A 21,170-nucleotide genomic window follows, 5' to 3' on the forward strand; every position below is an offset into this window, starting at 1 on the left:
AGACTTAGAAAAAACCGCCATAAAAAGAAATAATCAGTATTTCTTTTTAGATAAGTTATTTGCATACACCCCGTAACTTTCTTGTGCGGGGTTTATGCAATGTTTTCTTTTCGGCTACTTTAGCGTTATATGCATTTTGTCCCGTCTCTATAATGCCATATAACTCTTTCTTCTTGCATTGTATAACGCATAAAGTAGGTGTATTTTACTTTATTTAAGGCATAGCATTATGTGCAGAATGTAATGAACAAAGAAATTGTAATTAATGCAGCTCCTACCGGTGTGGAAATAGCCTTGCTGGAAGACAAAAAATTAGTTGAGCTGCATAGTGAAAAAAGTGACGCCCGGTTTGCTGTGGGCGACCTATACCTGGGAAAGGTAAAACGCCTAATGCCGGGTCTCAATGCAGCATTCGTAGACGTGGGCTTTGAGAAGGATGCATTTTTGCATTACACCGATTTAAGTCCCTATGCGCGCTCATTGCTCAAGTTTACTCAAATGGCTATGAACGCCACCAATGAAAATCCTTTAGATTTTTCAAAATTTGAAGTAGAACCGGAAATCGTAAAAACCGGAAAAATTAGTGAGGTTCTGGGGGGAAAACCCAATATCTTGGTACAAATCCTCAAAGAACCGATTGCTGCAAAAGGACCTCGCTTAAGCTGTGAGCTTTCCATCCCGGGTCGGTTTGTTGTGATCACACCGTTTAATAACATTGTGGCTGTTTCCAAAAAAATTCATTCTTCCGAAGAAAGGAAACGCTTACAAAAAATTATTGAGGCTGTAAAGCCTAAAAATTTCGGAGTAATTGTAAGAACCGCTGCCGAGGGTAAAAATACCGCAGAGCTCTACGAGGATCTCGAACATCTAGTGAATATCTGGAACACCGTACAGCAAAATTTAAGAGGCGCTACAGCACCCACCAAAATCTACAGCGAGCAAAACAAAACGCATAGTATACTACGCGATTTACTGAGTGCAGATTACAACCGTATCGTAACCAACGATAAAAATATCTACGCTGAAACTAGAAACTATATACAGCGTATAGCCCCGGAAAAAGTCGAAATCGTAAATCAGGCTCATGGAAATGTATTCGATTCCATGGGTATAACCAAACAGGTTAAAGGCTCCTTCGGAAAAACGGTAACGCTGAATAGTGGCGCCTATCTCATTATAGAGCATACTGAAGCCCTGCATGTAATTGATGTAAACAGTGGGTATAAAAATGTAAGCAACAATCAGGAGCAGAACGCGCTGGAAACGAATTTGGAAGCTGCAGCTGAAATAGCCAGACAGCTACGATTGAGGGATATAGGGGGGATTATCGTGGTGGACTTCATCGATATGAAGCTTCCCGAAAACAAAAAGAAACTCTATGAGCGGATGGAGGAGGTGATGAAGGCTGATAGAGCCAAACACTCCGTGCTACCTATTTCCAAATTTGGCCTGATGCAGATCACGCGTCAGCGTATGCGCCCTGAAGTAACCATTAACACACAGGAGGTGTGTCCCAGCTGTAACGGTAGCGGAAAAATTTCTTCCACTTTGGTATTGGAAGATGAGATCGAAAGAAATCTTCAATACCTGATTACACATAAGCATAAGAATCTAAAACTTGTGGTGCATCCTATTATGCACGCTTACTTAACTAAGGGACTTTGGTGGAATACCAAGATTGCTAAATGGAACAGAAAATTCGGGCAAAAAACCCGTTTGGAAAAAGACTCCTCCTATCATCTTACCGAGTACCATTTCTTTAACGAAATGGATGAAGAGATTAAATTATAATGCTAAAGCCCCGATTTTAATCGGGGCTTTTAATTTTTATTAATCAAAAATCTAAAAGGTTTCAGCTGTTCGTGCTCTATTGCATCTAATATTTTCGATCTTTTGGAAGTGATTTTATTACGGCACACCAGTTCATGAGCCCTGCAAAAACTATCTATATTGTCGACGTAAGAGATGATACTATTTATAGCATCCACCCTGCTGTCATCGATAGCTTCTGGGCGCACAGTTTCATCATTAATAATCAGAATAATATCGCGTTGATATCTGTACGTGCTCATGTTTTCTCTCCCGGAAATCGTGTTTCCGGTAATAAATTTACTGTATTTTACAAATAAGTCGCCGTAAAGTTTTTACTTTAAGCACATTTTTGCATTCGTTGCCTAGAAATATGAATCATCCCAACCGGAAATTGAGAATATTGGTAGCCCCGTTGGACTGGGGTTTGGGGCATACCACCCGGTGTATACCTGTAATCAGCGAATTGCTAAACAGAGAGGTGGAGGTGTGGCTGGCAGGCAATGATACGCAACAAGCTATTCTAAAGAAGGAGTTCCCCCAATGTTCGTTTTTGCCTTTGGAAGGATACAATGTGCGCTATCACCACAAAGGAAAAGGGCTGGCTGTGAAAATGCTGGCTCAAGTACCTCGTATATTATATCGGATAAAGCAGGAGCACAGTTGGTTGCAGAAAATTGTGAAGGAATATCAGATAGATGGGGTGATTAGCGATAACCGATATGGACTTTGTACCGATGCTGTACCTTGTGTGTTTATGACCCATCAATTGCAAATTAAAACGGGATTAAGCGCATTGGCCGACAACATGCTTCAGCAGTTGAACTATCGATTTATTAATAAGTACACTTACTGTTGGATTCCCGATTTTCCCCAACAACCTAATTTGGCAGGCGATTTATCGCATCCAAATAAAATGCCTAGTATTCCCTGTTTTTATGTGGGGGCTTTATCACGTTTTAGTGCAGTTCCTACTGGAGCAGAACAGAAGGGGCTGCTATTTTTGATTTCAGGTCCTGAACCGCAAAGAAGTGTATTGGAGCAAATCGTTTTTTCTCAGCTAAAACAATACGAAGCTAAAGTTACCATAGTGAGGGGTGTGCCCAATGGTGGAAGTGCTCCCGAATGTGCTAATGCCCGCGTGTTTAATCATTTACCAAAGGATGCATTGGAAAAAGAACTGGCAGCTGCTTCTTATGTTATCTGTCGAAGTGGTTACAGCTCGATAATGGATATTAATAGTATTGGTGCTAAATCTATATTAATTCCTACGCCGGGGCAAACAGAGCAAGAATATCTGGGGCAGTATCTGATGCAGGAGCAATTTGCTTTCTGCTGCAGTCAGGATATGTTTGACCTAAAAAAAATACTGCAGCAAGCGGCTGAATTTCCTTATTCGGGAGGTATTGCATTACAACCAGGTTTGTTGCAAAATGCAATGGACGCCTTCTTGCTGCAGTGCGAGCAAAATCAGAGTAAATAATGTACTATTAGAATTTCACCAAGAATCCTAATCCCAGCATAGATTTGATTTGTGTTGCCGGAGAGTCGTTATTCTCTCCGAAGAGTTTCACATCATCATCGTAAATTAAATCTAAGCTATAGGTAAGAGTAAGGAACTTAGTAAGTTTCATGTTTATCATATTGGTCCAGTACACATCAATGTTTTTAGGATTTTTCAGATAGTTGGAGTACAGGTCCATACGGCTTTTATAAGAAAACATCTTGTTGATTTCTTTCATGTAATTCAATGATGCAAAAGCTCCAAACTCTGTACGGGAGTGTTTGCCCGGATCCACACCATAAGCACCTACCGCTGCGAGCGAATCGTTTTTAACGATAGTCCATCTTACAGTTGCCGGAGATATGAAAGCGGAGAACTCGTTATTGGGTTTCCATTCCACGCCGGGGCTCAGCAGCACATATGCGGGCGAGAAGAAATTAGAGTTAAAAGTGCGATTGCCATCATCATCGTACGCATATCCTTTGAACAACTGCGAACGGAAATTGAATAAGGCGCCTACATTCCATTTAGGGCCGATGGCGTATCCGTACTTCGATAACAGATCAATACGGTCATCATTTTTACGACTTCCTAATGATGTGGTATTAATATAGCCTAGATTGATATCCAAGGTATTATCCCAAGTATGTTTATTCTTTTTATGAAAAGCATACAGACTTAAATTGCCGTTTACTGCCAGAGAAAATTTATCTCCCCCTGCTGCCCAATTGCTAAGAGAGCCTTGAGCGGCGTTGATACCTACAAATCCTCCGGTTTTCCAGGTTTTGGAGGTAGTGTCATTGGGATCTTTCTGAATGGTACGTTCAGCATCTTTTTTGAGCGCTTGAACGGTTTCATCCTGAGCAAATAAAAAGCAAGAGGAGCCTAATGCAAAAACTAAAAACAGCAATTTTTTCATAGTATGAAGTTTTGGCAAATATAAGGTTGAATGTTAAGCTTTTGTAAATTTTTTTTGTGTTATACGGAGATGCTTTCTTATATTCGATTTGCTTATTGTAGTATTTCAAGCAAGTGAAAGATAAATTTTCTGCTTTAGCGGCTGGGTTGTAATTTAGGGTGTGAAGGCAGAGCGCAATAACACTGCTTTTCCGAAAAAAGCGCTAAATATCTGATATTGTCACTATGTGAGTGCTTATTTCGGAGTGATGTTTTACATGAGAGGACACAAAAAAACCTCCACTGTAACACAGTGAAGGTGAAATGCTGTAGGGGGAGGAATCGAACCTCCACGAGGCGGTTAGCTACAACACAAAGTTAGTGGTCAACCCTGGTCGGCCTGACGGTCGGCTCTATGTTGCGTTTATCCCGTGCTCCTCACCCTCGAGACAAGAGGGCATGTCTGCCAAAGTTTCATCACCCCACAATATAGAAGAACTTGTTTTTCTCAGATATTTGAGATTTATAGAACAAAAATAAAGAGAATGTCTTATTTGTTCCAAATGTTTTAATGTTTTTTTTAAAAATATAGTTTTTGTTTAATAAAACCGTATTTTTGTTGAAATAAATTAAATTAAAACTGCTAAAAATGAGTGCAAAATTAAATCTTGACAAACTGGATCTGCAAATCATTGAGCATATGATGAGTGATGCGGAAATCTCTTATGCCGATTTGGGTAAGAAGCTTTTCGTTTCGGGAGGCACAATTCATGTGCGAATTAAGAAGCTACAGAAGGATGGAGTCATTAAGGGTACCCGGTTACATCCCGATTTGAAGCTGCTCGGTTATGACGTTATTGCTTTTATCGGAATTTATCTGCGAGAAAGTTCTCTCTACGATACAGTTGCCAAAGAGCTCTATAAAATAAAAGAAATAGTACGGTTGAATTATACGACCGGAAACTATAGCATGTTTGCCGAAGTTGTGTGCAAAGATATATCAGAACTAAGAGATGTGCTGCATGAAAAGTTGCAAAAAATAAAGGGGATAGAACGTACCGAAACCATCATCTCGCTAGAGGAAAGCTTTTCCCGTAATGTGAAAATACTGGATTAAGCTTTTGTAAGTACAAAAGCTTAGGTATTAATCATTTTGAGAAATTCTTCCTCTGTAATGATTTTTACAGTACCCAGTTTCTGTGCTTTGTCCAGTTTACTTCCGGCATCTTTGCCCACTACTAGGTAATTTAATTTGGCACTTACACCGCTTAGGATTTTACCTCCTTTAGCTTCGGCCATGGCCTCAGCTTCGCTGCGTTTGAGGGTGGGAAGTGTTCCTGTAAATAAAAAGGTAACACCTTCCAGTTCTCCGCTGCCATGGGTTTGTTTCTGTACATTGTTCATTTCCACACCCAGTGCTTCTAACTCTTGAAGCATTTTCAGGTTATCCTCATTACTAAAGAAGTGTACAATGCTTCCCGCTACTTTAGGCCCTATGTCTTCCAGCGTTTGTAATGCTTCCTGAGACAAATCTTTCAACTCCAACAAATGGTTGACTTTTTGTGCTAGTACTTTGGCGGTTGTTTCACCTACATAGCGGATGCCTAGGGCAAAAATGAGTCGGTGCAACGGTTGTTTTTTACTTTGCTCAATAGCTTCTTTCAATTTTTCAACCGATTTTGCCCCAAAACCTTCAAGTTGGGATATGGCTGCAAAGTTCAGCTTGTAAATGCCTGGAATATCTTTTAAAAGCCCTAGTTCATAGAACTTCTTAATGTTGGCTTCGCCTAGCCCTCTTATATCTAATGCATCCTTGCTTACGTAGTGAATCATACGCTCTACTACTTGTGCGGGGCATTCAATATTTACACAACGCCAGGCGGCTTCTCCTTCTTCCTTAAATAAGGTACTGTTACAAGCAGGGCAGTGACTGGGGAACGTGATAGGTCGTTCGGTTCCACTGCGTAGTTCGGTTAATGGTTTTACGATATACGGAATTACATCGCCGGCACGCTCAACTAATACAGTATCACCAATCCTTACATCTTTTTCTCGAATCACATCTTCATTGAACAGCGATATAGAGCTTACAGTGACACCTCCGATATATACGGGGTCAATTTTTGCCACAGGTGTAATGGATCCTGTACGGCCTACTTGAAACTCTACATTCAGCAGCTTGCTGGTGCCTTGTCGGGCTTTGAATTTAAAGGCTATGGCCCAGCGTGGGTGGTGAGAGGTCATGCCCAGTACTTCTTGCAGCTGTATGTCGTTTACTTTAATCACCATTCCGTCTATCTCATAAGGAAGGCTATCTCTTTTTTCTTCAAATTCCCGACAATAAGCAATCACTTCATCAATACTACGAAATACATGCATCTCATGTACTGGGCTTCGAAAACCCAGTTCCCATAGTAGTTGTAAGGATGCGTCGTGCGATAGTAATGCCTTAGGAGTGTCTTTTCCTGGTAGCAAGGTATAATCACTAATGTGGTAAACAAATACCTCAAGATTTCTTCTTCTTACTTCTGATGGATCTTTAATGCGCAAAGTACCTGCTGCCGCATTACGCGGATTGGCCAGCGGGGCGAGACCTTTTTCGATAAGAGCCTCGTTGTACTTTTTGAAGTTTTCTTTATTCATCAGCACTTCTCCTCTTATCTCTACTTGCTGCAGACCATAATCACTGAAACGTGCAGAGAGCGGAATTGTGCGTATTTGTTTGATATTGGTGGTCACATCATCGCCTTGCACACCATTACCTCGGGTAGCACCACGCACTAATAAATCATTTTCGTAGACTAATGAGATACTGCCTCCATCGAATTTCGGTTCTACCGAATACACGATACTGTCTAACCCTGTTAGTTGTCTGGCTCTACGGTCGAAGTCTCGCAAATCTTCCTCATTGTAAGAGTTGTCTAGCGATAACATGGGTACCAGATGTTGTACGGTAAGGAAGTTGCCGGTCAACTCTTTGGCCACTCTTTGAGTAGGAGAGTCTTTTGTAATCCAGTCGGGATGTTGTTTTTCGGTTCTTTCGAGTAGCTTAAAAAGCTGGTCATACTCTCCATCAGATATGAAGGGATCGTTTAAGATATAGTATCGGTATTCGTGAAACCGTAAAGCATCTCTTAGTTTTTCTGTCTCTTCTTTACTCGTGAGGACATCCGGAATATTTTTCAAAAATGATTGCGTGCTGTCCTGTAATGCTATGGTATTTTCCTTACTGTACATGATGGTAAAAAACTGCAATTAAAAGTAAAAATTTTGGAGTACAGAAAAAATTTACCCATGACAGTTTTTGTTTCCTGTAGGGGTATAATGCCGCCTATTCGTACCAACAAACAGGAGGAGGCTTTCAGAGTATATACTTACGGATTCAGTATAAAGTTGGAAAATATATGATATTCACCAGGTGCTAATGTAGCCGAATAAGTCCCATCCAAAATCGTCAATGCTTGGTTATTACGAGCTACATCATACCAGGTGCCACTGCTGCCCATATCGATAGAGGCTACTTGGGGAACAACATCGAAATTACCTACAACAACTACGGTATTGTTGCCATTTCTTAGTTTTATAAACTTAATGGCCCCAGCCAAATTATGAGTGAAGTCGGTTGTTGAAAAAATGCTGTTCTTCTTTTTCAAATTGATAAATAATGTAAATGCATTTTTTAGTGCCACTCGTGCAGGTTGTGTGTTATACTGCCATAGAATAGGTTTTTCACCGGTGCGACCATTTTCATTGATGGAAATGTCGTACCCGAGTTCGCCGAACTGCCAAATCATTTTAGGACCCGGAATGGCAAATAGAAAAGCTGCACATAATTCCTGGCGCTTTAATGCGGTTTCGAGATGCTTAATGTTATAATTTTCGGAAGCATTGCCGTAAGTGATGTTTTTAAACATCATGCGTTCTTCGTCATGACTTTCCATGTAGGTGATTAAGCCATCAGGCTGTGTAAAGCCATGTGTTCTGTAATCCGCTCTGGAGAAATTGGAGTTGCTCAGCCAACCCATACTGGCCTCGTTGAACACATAATTGAGATTATTCCACAACATCATGCCTTCGGCAGCCAATTCTTTTTCTTCTTCATCGGCACACAAATGCTCCAGAATTACATAAGCATTGGGATCAATAGATTTTATGAAATTGTTGTACTCTTTTAAAATGATGATGCGGCTTGCATCATAGGCACTCATAGCGTCTATGCTGTTTGAGGGTTTTTGCGTAAAGCCTTTTGTAAAATCAAAGCGAAATCCATCTACTTTATATTCATCCAACCAAAACTTTAATACGTCTTTTACAAAGGCACGTGTAGCAGAACTTTCATGATTGAAATCGTATCCGAAACTAAGTGCACTATGTGGCGCTGTTGGGTTGAACCATGGATTATTGAAAGCAGGGCGATTGTTGGTCGCATCCCAATACAATTGCACCATGGGCGACTGTCCTTCAGCGTGGTTGAGTACGATATCTAAAATTACGGCAATACCTTTTTCATGACAGGCATCGATAAATGCTTGTAATGATTTTTTACTGCCGTAGTATTTGTCCGGCGCAAAATAGAATGAAGGATTATAGCCCCAACTGCTGTTACCTTCAAATTCGTTGATAGGTAACAGTTCAATAGCGTTGACACCTAGATTGCTTAGGTAGTTTAGCGTATCTCTGAGTGTTTGATAATTATTGGCACCAAGAAAATCTCTTAACAACAGTTCATAAATCACCAGATTGTTTTTGGATGGTTTGGTGATAGATGGATAGCTCCAGCTGTGCTTTTCTTGTTGTGCTTTGATAGTACTTACAATACCTGTTGTTTTGCCTATGGGATAAATGCCTGGGTTAGGATAATTGGCAGCAGGTATGTAAGGATCATGTTCAGGATCCAGTACCTTTTCAGTATAAGGATCTGCAATTCGTATGGCGCCGTCCACCCAATACTGATAGGCATATTCGACGTTTGGATTGAGCCCGTCAATTTGTATCCACCACGTATTGCCATCCGGCGTGCGTTTCATATAACCCGATGCTGTAGCAGTCCAGTTATTAAAATCTCCCAAAACGTATACATAATTTTTTTGGGGTGCATACAGAGCAAAGATGGCCGAAGTTCCATTATTGATAAAAGTAACGCCATTGGGTTTAGCTCCTGCGGGCAATGACTCTGTAACAACCGTGCCATTGGCTGTAAAACTGAAAGACTCCTGTACGGTACCGTTGGCAATGAGTTTAATGGTTTGTGTTCCTATATCTGTTATAGTGGCTTTGCCCGTTATTATTGTGCTGCTGTTGGCTGTAGCGAATTCTTTATCATTTAATGTAAGTCTTAAATTGGCAGATGTAGAAGCGATACCGGTTACTTCTATCTGTTGACCGATTGCGTAAGTTTGTTGAACGGGAGTAAGTGTATAGGTGGGATGTAATTCCGGTCGGATAAAGCGTACGTTCACCCCATTGCTATATACGGGCAAATAAATATCACTGCCATCGTAATTCCTACCTACAATGGAGCCGTCGGCATTGCGAAACACCATGGCTATTTTGCGAATTTGCTCGCCCGAAGGTACTCCGAAAAAACTTTGCGGAGTGATGGTAATGCTGTACGTTCCGTTGGCGTTGCGGGTCATTTTTGAGGCTGCATCAGGAGTAGTAAAAGAGTTGCTCTTGACATATTTCCAATCCGCAGCACCTGCACTAGCATTGGTAATGACCCCCCAATGTACATATACATCTCCTGTAAATCCATTTAAGGCTGCATTGCCTTTGGCCGGATTATATGTAATAGTGATTGCATCGGAGCTAGTATAGAAATTCTTATCTGTGGTAATCATACCTTGTTGTGCTGGTATTTGCACAGGGGGCTCCGGATTCGGTGGTGGTGTTTCTGTAAGGTTATTTTTTTTGCATGCCCAGCAAAGAGACAGTAGCAAAAATGGCAAGATAAATCGTTTCATAATGTGTACTTGATACACAAATATAAGTATATAATCGATATTAAAAAATCTCGTATTTTAATTTTATCCAATTCAAACGTTTTAAGAAGCATTTAAAAAGTTTGCGTTGGGCTGTTTCAATGCTTACTTTTGTACGTGTACGTTAAAGAAGAGTTATTGCTATGCCCAGTAATGTTTTGAAAACTGCCGAAGTTGAGAAAATCAGCCATCTTGAATACTTCAATATAGCTGTATCCGTAGACTGCGTAATCTTCGGATATGAGAATAAGGAGTTAAAAGTACTTCTGATCGAATCTGATTTAAAAGAATTTTCGGGACTGTATTCGTTACTGGGAGATTTGGTGCGGCCCGATGAAGATTTAGACGCTGCTTCCTATCGGGTATTAAAAGAGCGCACGGGGTTGGACGATGTATTTCTGCAACAGGTACACACATTCGGCAGGGTAAACCGCCATCCTTCGGGAAGAGTAGTAAGTACAGCCTATTATTCTCTGATTAATATTAACAATCACAAACTTAGCATAGACGATAGCAACCTGCACTGGCATTCGGTCAACAGTATTAAAAAACTTGCATTTGACCACAAAGAAATTTTGGATACCTGTTTAAAATTATTGCGTAGCCAAGTGATGGATTATCCAGTAGTGTATAATCTATTGCCTGAAAAATTTTCCCTCCGCGCATTGCAAGAAGTATATGAAGCCATATTAGGTGTATCGCTGGATCGACGCAATTTCCGTAAAAAAATTGCATTGAAAAACTGGTTACAGGAACTAGATGAGCTAGAAGACGATGTATCGCATCGGCCAGGTAAGTTACACAAATTCAAGCCCAAAGTGATTAAATCCCTTCTTTCTAAAATAGGGTAAGAAAAAATTTTTTCTTTTTGTGTATCAAATACACATTCTGCACCCTATCTTTGTATTTGTGTTCCATTTTTATTGTGTATTGGGTACACATATTTAATGAGAAAATAACATTGTTTGTCTATGCTATTTAAAAACATCTTGCCATTCCTCTTTACCCTATTGCTATCCCTACTCATTTGCTCCAACACGCTATTGGCACAAACCAGGGAAATAAAAGGTACAGTGATAGATGAAGTTACAGGCCAGCCTGTATTTGGCGCTACTGTTGAAATAAAAGGCACCCACTATGCTACCATCACCGATAGTACAGGTGTTTTTAAACTGAATGTGCCTTCCGGTACAAATGTATTAGTAGTATCACATGTCGGATATGCTGCTAAGGATATCAATATTACCGGCGATGAAATGCACATTGTACTTACCAGCATAACCTCCTCTCTTGAAAACGTAGTGGTTATCGCTTATGGTACCCGTAAGAAAACAGATCTTACCGGTTCGGTGGTAGCCGTTTCGGAAAAAGATTTCCAGAAAGGAAATATTGCATCTTCCGAGCAATTGCTGCAGGGTAAGGTGCCGGGGTTGGAAATCACACCCGGTGGGGGAGCTGCCGGTGGCGGAAGTAAAATTCGTATTAGAGGATCCGCATCGTTAAATGCTAGCAATGATCCGTTGATTGTGATTGATGGAGTACCCGTTGAAAGCAATGGAGTATCGGGTTCTGCAAATCTACTCAATACCATTAATCCCAATGATATTGAAAGTATCAGCGTTTTAAAAGACGCTTCTGCTGCAGCTTTATACGGTTCAAGAGCAACAAATGGTGTAATTATTATTACTACTAAAAAAGGCGCTTCTGGAAAACTGAAGTTCAATTTTAATACTAGAGCTTCATTAAGTCATGTGGCTAATAAAGTAGATGTATTGTCGGCTGATGAGATAAGAAGGATTGTAAACGAAAAAGGCACAGATGAGTTCAAAGGGTTTCTAGGAAACGCCAACACGGATTGGCAGGATGCGATTTATCAGAAAGCCTTTGGTAGCGATAATAACTTAAGCGTATCGGGTCGTGCCGATATCGGTAAAAGCATAAAGCTGCCCTATCGTTTATCAGGAGGATACTATACACAAGAGGGAGTATTGCTTACTAATAAATTTGATCGTTATACGGCATCGGCCAATCTTAATCCCAAATTGTTTAATGACTATTTGACCTTAAATATTAATGCTAAATACGCACGTACTAATAATCGATTTGCCGATGAAGGCGCGATAGGATCTGCCGTTAATTTCGATCCCACCCAGCCTATATATCGTAACGATGATAAATATGGTGGCTTTTTCGAGTGGGAGCAATCCAATGGTGTATTGAATGCACTTGCAACTCGCAATCCGGTAGCCATGCTGATGTTACGTAATAACACTTCTACTGTAAACAGATTTATTGGAAATGTTCAGGCTGATTACAAATTGCATTTCTTTCCCGATCTGCACTTGTTGTTGAATGTTGGCATGGATCGCTCGGCCGGTTCAGGAAAAGATAAGTTCCGTCCCGAAATGGCTGCTTCCGTCCTAGGGTTTAACAGTAGGGGTAGAATTTCGGAGTATCAGCAAACCAAAGCAAGTAAGCTGGCCGATATTCAGCTATTCTATCAGAAAGATATTACAGAAAAAACTCGCATCGATGTATTACTGGGACATGGATATCAGGATTTTTATACCGATGATGTATTCTTCTATTCAAAATTTTATGACGGTTCTATCGATACCGTCATTGCTAATAAACCCGACTTCCCTGACGACCGAAATGGATTTGCTATCGAGTCTTATCTGGGAAGAGTAAATTTCACTCTGTCGGATAAATATTTGCTCACAGCTTCATTAAGAAGAGATGCTAGCTCCAAATTCTCACGCGATAACAGAGTAGGTTATTTCCCTGCTGTAGCATTCGCGTGGAAATTGAAGGATGAATTTTTTCCGGACGCAGGGAATAATATCAATGAATTGAAGTTGCGCATTGGATGGGGGGTAACCGGACAACAGGATGGCATTGCTTACTACTCTTATATGCCACGATATACCTATGGTTCAGGTAGTGCTCAGTATCAGTTTGGCGATCAGTTTATTCGCTTTCTAAGGCCAACAGCGTATTATCCTGATGTGAAATGGGAAACCACACAAACCACCAATATAGGTTTGGATTACGGATTCTTGCAAAACAGAATTTCTGGTTCCATTGATATTTACAGTAAGAAGACCAAAGACCTGTTAAGTGTTGTTCCTGTACCTCCGGGATCCAACTTTAATGTGGAGCTTTTAAAGAATGTAGGAAATCTGAATAATAAAGGAGTGGAGTTCTTACTCAATGTTGTGCCGGTGCGTAATGCCCGAACGACCTGGGATGTGAGCTTTAATATGGCATATAACAAAACAGAAGTTACTAAGCTAATTGATTTTATTGATCCCAACTACAAGGGTATTTCGACTAGTGGCGTATCAGGTGGTACCGGAAACAATATTGGAAAAATTGCTGTAGGATATGCTCCTTATGTTTTCTATCCGTACAAACAAGTATATGATCCTACAACCGGCCGTCCTATCGAAGGTTTGTACGAGGACATTAACAGAGACGGCCAAATTACCGATGACGATCGGTATTACTATATGAAGCCAGCAGCTGATGTAATCTACGGTTTAAGCACCAATGTTACACTGGGCAAATTTTCTGCAGGACTTGCAGGTCATGGGATGATCGGCAATTATTTGTACAACAACTATCTATCGGGTTCGGCAACATTGAGAAATATTCTCAACCCGGTTAAGCATATTGGTAATGCATCAGTGAATTATCTGGAGACGGAGTTCAGCAATAACATGTACCTATCTGATTATTACATCGAGAATGCTAGCTTCTTTAGATTGGATAATATTAACCTCGGATATGATTTGGGTAAGGTATTAAAAGGTAAGGCATCCTTGAGGCTTACCGGCAATGTGCAGAACATTTTTGTGATTACGAAGTATCGAGGTGCAGATCCTGAAAATGCCAGCAGCACCGGTGTAGATAATAATATTTATCCGCGACCAAGAATTTACTCATTAGGTGCCAGTATCGATTTCTAACGATTCTAATTCTGTCAAATATGAACAAAAAATTATTGACAACATTTATCCACGCGCTTGCCCTTGCAATATTTCTGGCTTCCTGTGCTAAGAAACTGGATATATTTCCCAAAAACGACCTTACTCCTGAAAAGGTATATAGTACGCCCGAAGGTTACAAAGCCGTATTGGCTAAAATTTATGCTACCTTGTCTATTACAGGTAATAATGGTCCGGCAGGTGATCCGGATATTGGAGGTGGGCTGGATGAGGGGTCGCAGGTGGCCTTCATTAGAGGATTTTTTAATCTGCAGGAACTGCCTACAGATGAAGCGGTAGTAGCCTGGAACGATCAGACGATTAAGGACTTTCATGCATTGCAATGGACCAGCTCCGATCCTTTCTTAAAAGGAATGTATGCGCGTCCTATTTACAACATCACATTAATTAATGAATATATCAGAGAGTCGGCAGATGCTAAACTTGCAGAAAGAAATATTACGGGTGCAGATGCCGATGCAATTCGTAAATCCCGTGCAGAAGCTCGTTTTATGCGTGCTTTTAACTATTGGGTGATGATGGATTTGTTTGGTAAGTCCACTTTCATTACCGAAGAAGATGGGGTAGGATCCTTTATGCCACCGGAAATTAGTCGTGAGGATTTATTCACTTATATCGAAACGGAACTGAAAGCCATCGAAGCGGAATTGCCTCCAGCCAAAACTGCCGAATATGGACGCGTAGATCAAGGTGCCGCATGGGCGCTACTAGCCAGAATGTATTTGAATGCTAATGTATACACTGGTACGCCTCGCTATACAGAAGCGCTCACTTATGCTCAGAAAGTGATAGATGCGGGATACACACTGCATAGCAATTATCGTGAGCTGTTCATGGCAGATAATGATGTAAAGGGTCGTAATGAATTCATCTTTGTCATCACTTGTGATGGTGCCAGAACCAAGGCTTTTGGAAATACTACATTTATAGTGCATGCTGCTGCCGGTGCGGATAATGAGGACTTCGGTGTTAACAGCGGATGGGCTGGTTATAGGGCTACCAAAGGATTGGCAGACTTGTTCCCCGATTTAACCGGAAATACGGATAAGCGTGCTATGTTTACCACCAGTCGGTATGGTACATCGCCAGAGCAGATTGTAATTAACGACATCGGCGTGTTTGATAACGGACTTCATGTAATAAAATGGAGAAATATCAGATCAGATGGTGGTGCCGTAAGTGATTTGAATAAGGAGTTTGCAGACATTGATTTTCCTGTTTTCCGTCTAGCAGAGATGTATCTTATTTATGCGGAGGCAGTATTACGTGGAGCTTCTGGAGGTAATGCCACCACAGCTTTGAGTTATATCAATGCATTACGTGCCAGATCGGGTGCCGCCCCTATAAGTCCTATTGATTTCAATTTGCAATTTGTGTTGGATGAGCGTGGCAGAGAACTGTACTGGGAAGGACATCGCAGAACAGACTTGGTAAGATACAATCAGCTTACTACCGGTACTTACTTATGGCCTTGGAAAGGTGGCGTTGCATCGGGAACGGCAGTAAATAGTCGGTATAATATTTATCCCATACCCGCTGAAAACTTAAACTCTAATCCCAATCTTACTCAACATCCTGAATATAAATCTGAGCAATAATGAAAGCACTAAATATATTTTTAAAGCTATCGCTGTTGTCTGTTGTTTTTCTTGCTTGTACAAAGAAAGAAAACAAGGTGTTCTTCGAGGGAAGCACTCCTCCAGTATTAACCAGTACGGCATCGGGAACGATTGTACTGGAAAAGGATAAGAAAGAAGAAGTGGCACTAGTACTATCGTGGACCAATCCCAATTATATGTTTAATACGGGCGTTAGCTCGCAAAATGTTTATTATATCGTGCAGATCGACACTGCCGGTAAAAATTTTACCAGTCCGAAGTTGCAGGAAATGTCTATCGCTAGTGATTTAAGCGTTAGCCTTAGTGTGCAAGAGCTGAATGTTTTTCTATCAAAAATGGAGTTTACTCCCGGTGTAGAGCAGTCCATAGATATACGCATCAAAGCCACCCTACTCAATGGTACCGTGCCTACTTATTCCAATACGCTTACGTTGAAAGTGAATCCTTATCTGGACTTTGCAGTAGAACCACCAGGAACACCCGACAACAATTATGAGGATGGTGAGCTGTGGGTGGTAGGGGATGCCTTTGCTTCGGGATGGAGCAATCCGTTGCCTTCGCCTTATGATGTAACACAGCGGTTTACAAGAATCGATATTATGCATTATGAACTAGTGGTAGAGATGGCAGGAGGCGGCGCGTATAAGATTATTCAAAAACAGGGTGATTGGAGCGCACAGTATCACGCTTTGGATGGTGGAACTTGGGAAGGTGGCGCATTTGAAAAGCGAGATGCAGATCCCGGTTTCCCGGGTGCACCTACAGCCGGTACTTATAAGATTACAATAAACTTTCAGACAGGAAGGTACGCTGTGGTAAGACAATAATCAACACTTTAAATCCTGGTTATGAAAAATAATTTCAATTTCTTCATAGGTGTCATGGGAGCCCTGTTGTGTTTGGCTTCCTGTGAAAAAGTGGATCCGCTGCCTTATTACAATACTGGCAAGGAGTCGGCATTAACATTATCTACCACTACCGTTACTCTATCACACGAGAATGCAGAGCAGGAGGTAATTACATTTAGCTGGACCAATCCGGAGTTTGCCACTAGTGAGGCTCAGTATAAATATGTGGTAGAGCTAGCACCTAAAGGTGCTGATTTTACTAATGCAGTAGCTTTTGTTGTTGTAGGTAAGCATAACAGTTTGTCGGTAAAAGGTTCAGATTTGAATAATGCTCTGGTCGCTTGGGGAAAATCGTTTGGGGAGGTGGTAGATTTGGAAGCGAGGTTAAAAACTTCTTATGCCAATAACAATGATATGAAAATCTCTCCGGCTGTTGACTTGAAAGTTACGCCTTATGCGATACCTTTTAGTTTGTCGGCTACTGCAACCGGAACTTTTTCTCCTACACCGCAAACAAAGGACGATATTTTTACCACCCTTTCGTGGACGGTTCCTTCATATGGTAATGCCACTTTGCATTACGAATTGGAATATGCTAAAGCTGGAACGAATTTTAGTAATCCGGGTATTATTGTAATAGCTGCTGATTCCCTCTCCAAATCTCTAACAGGATTTGAAATATTTCAGATGGCTAATACAGTGGATATACCGCTAAATACTACCGATGATATTGAAGTGCGTGTGAAAGCCATTATTAATAAGACAGGACAAACTTCCTATTCTTCTGTCCAAACTTTACGTGTAACACCTGTTGAGATGACATTATATATGTATGTGCCCGGTGATTATCAAGGATGGAATCCTGAAACGGCTTCGCGCATCGCTTCATCCGACGGTATTCACTACGAAGGATACATCTGGATACCTGCAGGTGGTAACGGTGAGTTTAAAATCACTACCGAGCCCAACTGGTCTTCGCTCAACTACGGAGGCACTTCTACTGCAACCGGAGGCACCTTAGTTTCTAATGGCGATAATCTGAGGTTTCCTGAAACTGGTGCCTACTACTTACTAAAGGCCAATGTTCATACAATGGAATGGACAATTACCAAAACCGAGTGGGGATTGATTGGGAATGCCACTCCCGGTGGGTGGGATAATTCTACACCTATGGTTTACGACCCGATAGTGGGCAAATGGAAAGTTACGGTAACTTTTACAGAGGGGTATTTTAAATTTCGGGCGAACAATGGCTGGGATATCAATTTAGGTAATGGAGGAGCATATCTGAGTTATGGAGGAGGGGATATCCCGGTTTCAGCAGCTACTAAAACCGTTTGGCTGGATTTAAGCAGTCCGCTGAAATACACTTATACGATTGAATAAGGAGCCGATTATTTTTATTATTCAGGTATAATTATAATAAAGGTAGCAGCAATGCTACCTTTATTATAAACCTACAACCCGCAGAAAAATTGTAAAATAAGATAAGCAGTAAAATTTTGTGTCAAAAATTTTACTGATAATCAATTAATTGTGAGGGTGTCTTTAAAAAATATTGTCTTTTTCATTGTTTTTATCAAATACTAATCTACCTTTGCACCCCCAACCAATATGGAAGGGAAATCGGGGGTTAGCCCGGTTTTTTAGTCATAAATTGAAAATATAAAAATGAGTAAGCAACATTTCACCACGAAACATGCGAACGAGGCTACCGTACAGCGCAACTGGTACGTTGTAGACGGTACTAATCAAACCGTAGGTCGTATGTGTTCAAAAATAGCCGCTATTTTACGCGGTAAGCACAAAGCATATTATACACCACACGTTGATACCGGTGATTATGTGATTGTAGTAAACTGTGAGAAAGTACAGTTAAGCGGTAACAAGCTGGAACAAAAAGTGTACGATACTTTCAGCGGTTATCCCGGTGGTCGTAAAGAAGAGCTGGCGAAAGACCTTTTAAAACGTCGTCCTGAAGTAATTATTGAAAGAGCGGTAAAAGGAATGCTTCCTAAAAACCGTTTGGGACGTAAGATGTTTAAAAAGTTATTTGTGTATGCAGGGCCCAATCACCCTCATGGAGCACAACAACCTAAAGAATTAAAATTTTAAAACCTGCTTTAAGCAATTTGCTTTAAGCCTTAAGCGTATAAAATAGATGGAAAAACAAAAAAATGCAGTAGGTCGCCGTAAGGAAGCTGTTGCTCGTGTTTTTATCAGCAAGGGCACCGGTAATATTACTGTAAACGGTAAAGATTATAAAACCTATTTCTCCTTGGTGTACTTACAAAATCAGGTAGAACGTCCGTTAAAAGCTATTGAGGCAACCGATAAGTATGATATTAAGGTAAATGCTACCGGAGGTGGTATTAAAGGACAAGCCGAGGCTATCATGCTGGGCATTGCTCGTGCATTGGTAGACTTGAATCCTGAGTATCGTCCTGCGTTAAAAGCTGCAGGATTGCTGAAACGTGATCCTCGTTCAGTTGAGCGTAAGAAATTCGGTCGCAAAAAAGCGAGAAAGAGCTATCAGTTCTCTAAAAGATAATGGCTTGTGGTTGGAGGGTTGTTACAACCCCCTGCTATTGGTCATGAAAGCATTTAAAATCCTTTTCAAATTTATACGATGGAAAATAACAATACATCATTACAACAGCAGCTTCTGGAGGCGGGTGTTCATTTCGGTCACCTGAAGAAGAAATGGAACCCCAAAATGTTGCCTTACATTTTTGCTGAGAAAAAAGGCATTCATATTATCGACCTGAACAAAACGGTAGAATGCCTGCAGGAGGCTGCAGCAGCTATGAAACAAATTGCCCGTAGCGGTAAAAAAATATTATTCGTAGGTACTAAGAAACAAGCCAAAGATATCGTTACCGAGTGCGCACAAAGAGTGGGTATGCCTTACGTAACTGAACGTTGGTTGGGTGGTATGCTTACCAACTTCAATACCGTGCGCAAGAGTGTTAAGAAAATGCAGAGCATTGAAAAAATGCTGAACGATGGCTCTCTGGACAGCATTACCAAGAAAGAGCGTCTTACCTTAACCCGCGATAAGGAGAAAATGGAAAAAGTATTGGGTGGTATTGCTCAGCTGGGCCGTGTTCCTGCAGCGTTGTTTATTGTTGATATCGGACACGAACATATTGCTCTTTCAGAAGCAAAACGCTTGGGTATTACTACTTTTGGCGTAGTAGATACCAACTGCGATCCTAATAAAGTAGACTTCCCCATTCCTGCTAACGATGATGCAACAAAGTCTATCGCTATCATCGTAAACTATATCACCGCCGCTATTCAGGAAGGATTGACTGAAAGACAGGCCGCTAAAGATGAGGAAGTAGAAGACAACTTTGCTGACGAAAAAGAAAAACAGGCTGCTAAATTGCTAGCCGAAGCAGAAGCTGAAGGCAACCGCGGTGCTAGATCTCAGGGTGGTGGCCGTAGAAGAAGTTCCGGAAGCGGTGCCAGAAGTGGAGCAGCTAAAAGATAAGCATGCACATTTCCCTTTTAGGGATATATCAGATAATTCTATTCAAAAACTAAGTTAGGCAAGCGGGCTGTTGCTACAACAGCCTGTTGGTCTGAAACTTTGAAATTTATATAAGAATGAGCACAACTATAACAGTACAGGATATCAATAAACTGCGCCAAGCTACTGGAGCAGGTATGATGGATTGCCGCAAAGCACTTACTGAAACTAATGGTGATTTTGAAGCAGCCATCGACTGGTTAAGAAAACAAGGTCAGAAAATCGCTGCAAAGCGTAGCGACCGTGAAGCTAAAGAAGGTGTGGTGATCGCGCAAACCACTGCCGATAACAAAACCGGTATTGTAGTGTGCGTAAGTTGCGAAACCGACTTCGTTTCTAAAAATGAGGATTTCGTAGCATTCGTGAAAACTATTGCAGACGCAGCTCTCAATAATAACGTAAACTCAATTGATGAGTTGAACGAAGTGGTGGTAAACGGTGTTAAAGTATCTGAACTGGTAAATGATAAACTGGCCTCTATCGGTGAGAAAATTGGTATCACCAAGTTTGAAAAAGTAACAGCTCCTTATGTAGCTGCTTACATTCACGGTGCATACCGTATTGGTGTGCTGGTAGGACTCGATAAAGAAGCTGCTCAGGTAGGTAAAGATGTGGCCATGCAAGTAGCTGCATTAAGCCCTGTAGCTGTGGATGCTAACAGTGTTCCGGCTGACATTCTGGAGCGTGAGAAATCAGTTATCATGGAGATGATCAAGGCTGATCCGAAAATGGCCGGTAAGTCTGAAGATATGCTGGCAAAAATTGCAGATGGTAAACTGAACGCTTTCTTTAAAGAAAGTACACTGGTAGCTCAGGCATTCGTAAAAGATTCTAGTAAATCCGTAGGAGACTACCTGAAGGAGAATGGTGATGTGAAAGTATTAGAATTTAAACGCGTAGCATTAGGTTAAACCTATCAGGATACTAACATAGCTTTAAAGCGCTCCCGAGTGGGGCGCTTTAATTT

Annotated in this window: 16 protein-coding genes; 12 read left to right on the plus strand and 4 right to left on the minus strand. The window is 41.1% G+C overall.

Annotated features, from left to right (window positions below):
* Nucleotides 1–243 precede the first annotated feature (243 nt).
* On the plus strand, nucleotides 244–1,791 hold the full coding sequence (locus tag V2H41_RS00985) for an Rne/Rng family ribonuclease (RefSeq protein ID WP_330973244.1): 1,548 nt from the start codon (nucleotides 244–246) through the stop codon (nucleotides 1,789–1,791).
* Nucleotides 1,792–1,820: 29 nt separating this feature from the next.
* Here the strand turns inward: V2H41_RS00985 and V2H41_RS00990 are convergent, their stop codons facing one another.
* Entirely contained in the window at nucleotides 1,821–2,072 is a 252-nt protein-coding gene (locus V2H41_RS00990; RefSeq protein ID WP_330973245.1) for a hypothetical protein, read from the minus strand.
* Between the two features lie 110 nt (nucleotides 2,073–2,182).
* Here V2H41_RS00990 and V2H41_RS00995 point away from each other — a divergent pair, with 110 nt between their 5' ends.
* Nucleotides 2,183–3,292 (plus strand): glycosyltransferase, encoded by a 1,110-nt coding sequence (locus V2H41_RS00995; protein WP_330973246.1) that lies wholly within the window; start codon nucleotides 2,183–2,185, stop codon nucleotides 3,290–3,292.
* A 7-nt stretch (nucleotides 3,293–3,299) separates the two neighbouring features.
* On the opposite strand, the gene V2H41_RS01000 is transcribed toward V2H41_RS00995, so the two are convergent.
* Nucleotides 3,300–4,232, minus strand: a complete 933-nt coding sequence (locus V2H41_RS01000; RefSeq protein WP_330973247.1) for a DUF3078 domain-containing protein — start codon at nucleotides 4,230–4,232, stop codon at nucleotides 3,300–3,302.
* A 627-nt stretch (nucleotides 4,233–4,859) separates the two neighbouring features.
* Between V2H41_RS01000 and V2H41_RS01005 the strand changes: the two genes are divergently transcribed.
* A complete protein-coding gene (locus V2H41_RS01005; protein WP_330973248.1) occupies nucleotides 4,860–5,327 on the plus strand; it encodes an Lrp/AsnC ligand binding domain-containing protein in 468 nt (155 codons plus the stop codon).
* A gap of 20 nt (nucleotides 5,328–5,347) precedes the next feature.
* On the opposite strand, the gene ligA is transcribed toward V2H41_RS01005, so the two are convergent.
* Nucleotides 5,348–7,447, minus strand: a complete 2,100-nt coding sequence (gene ligA / locus V2H41_RS01010) for an NAD-dependent DNA ligase LigA (RefSeq protein ID WP_330973249.1) — start codon at nucleotides 7,445–7,447, stop codon at nucleotides 5,348–5,350.
* A 137-nt stretch (nucleotides 7,448–7,584) separates the two neighbouring features.
* Entirely contained in the window at nucleotides 7,585–10,173 is a 2,589-nt protein-coding gene (locus V2H41_RS01015; protein WP_330973250.1) for a DUF4961 domain-containing protein, read from the minus strand.
* A 161-nt stretch (nucleotides 10,174–10,334) separates the two neighbouring features.
* On the opposite strand from V2H41_RS01015, the gene V2H41_RS01020 reads away from it, so the two are divergent.
* From V2H41_RS01020 to tsf, 9 genes are all read left to right on the plus strand, one after another.
* Nucleotides 10,335–11,042: an NUDIX hydrolase gene (locus V2H41_RS01020; RefSeq protein WP_330973251.1), complete on the plus strand. Its 708-nt coding sequence runs from the start codon at nucleotides 10,335–10,337 to the stop codon at nucleotides 11,040–11,042.
* A 120-nt stretch (nucleotides 11,043–11,162) separates the two neighbouring features.
* Nucleotides 11,163–14,162: a SusC/RagA family TonB-linked outer membrane protein gene (locus V2H41_RS01025; protein ID WP_330973578.1), complete on the plus strand. Its 3,000-nt coding sequence runs from the start codon at nucleotides 11,163–11,165 to the stop codon at nucleotides 14,160–14,162.
* Nucleotides 14,163–14,182: 20 nt separating this feature from the next.
* The gene (locus tag V2H41_RS01030) at nucleotides 14,183–15,799 is read left to right on the plus strand and encodes a RagB/SusD family nutrient uptake outer membrane protein (protein ID WP_330973252.1); all 1,617 of its coding nucleotides are present in this window, start codon (nucleotides 14,183–14,185) and stop codon (nucleotides 15,797–15,799) included.
* On the plus strand, nucleotides 15,799–16,647 hold the full coding sequence (locus V2H41_RS01035) for a SusE domain-containing protein (RefSeq protein WP_330973253.1): 849 nt from the start codon (nucleotides 15,799–15,801) through the stop codon (nucleotides 16,645–16,647). The genes V2H41_RS01030 and V2H41_RS01035 overlap by 1 nt, the downstream gene beginning before the upstream one ends.
* Before the next feature lie 21 nt (nucleotides 16,648–16,668).
* On the plus strand, nucleotides 16,669–18,054 hold the full coding sequence (locus V2H41_RS01040) for a SusE domain-containing protein (RefSeq protein ID WP_330973254.1): 1,386 nt from the start codon (nucleotides 16,669–16,671) through the stop codon (nucleotides 18,052–18,054).
* A 285-nt stretch (nucleotides 18,055–18,339) separates the two neighbouring features.
* Nucleotides 18,340–18,783 carry a 50S ribosomal protein L13 gene (gene rplM, locus V2H41_RS01045; protein ID WP_330973255.1) on the plus strand — a complete coding sequence of 148 codons (444 nt, stop codon included), beginning with the start codon at nucleotides 18,340–18,342 and terminating at the stop codon, nucleotides 18,781–18,783.
* Between the two features lie 46 nt (nucleotides 18,784–18,829).
* Nucleotides 18,830–19,219, plus strand: a complete 390-nt coding sequence (rpsI, locus tag V2H41_RS01050; protein ID WP_330973256.1) for a 30S ribosomal protein S9 — start codon at nucleotides 18,830–18,832, stop codon at nucleotides 19,217–19,219.
* Nucleotides 19,220–19,297: 78 nt separating this feature from the next.
* A complete protein-coding gene (rpsB, locus tag V2H41_RS01055; RefSeq protein ID WP_330973257.1) occupies nucleotides 19,298–20,164 on the plus strand; it encodes a 30S ribosomal protein S2 in 867 nt (288 codons plus the stop codon).
* Nucleotides 20,165–20,280: 116 nt separating this feature from the next.
* Nucleotides 20,281–21,114 carry a translation elongation factor Ts gene (gene tsf / locus V2H41_RS01060; RefSeq protein WP_330973258.1) on the plus strand — a complete coding sequence of 278 codons (834 nt, stop codon included), beginning with the start codon at nucleotides 20,281–20,283 and terminating at the stop codon, nucleotides 21,112–21,114.
* Nucleotides 21,115–21,170 lie beyond the last annotated feature (56 nt).

It is taken from the genome of Niabella digestorum (genome assembly GCF_036409055.1).
In the GTDB taxonomy this organism is placed as follows: domain Bacteria; phylum Bacteroidota; class Bacteroidia; order Chitinophagales; family Chitinophagaceae; genus Niabella; species Niabella composti.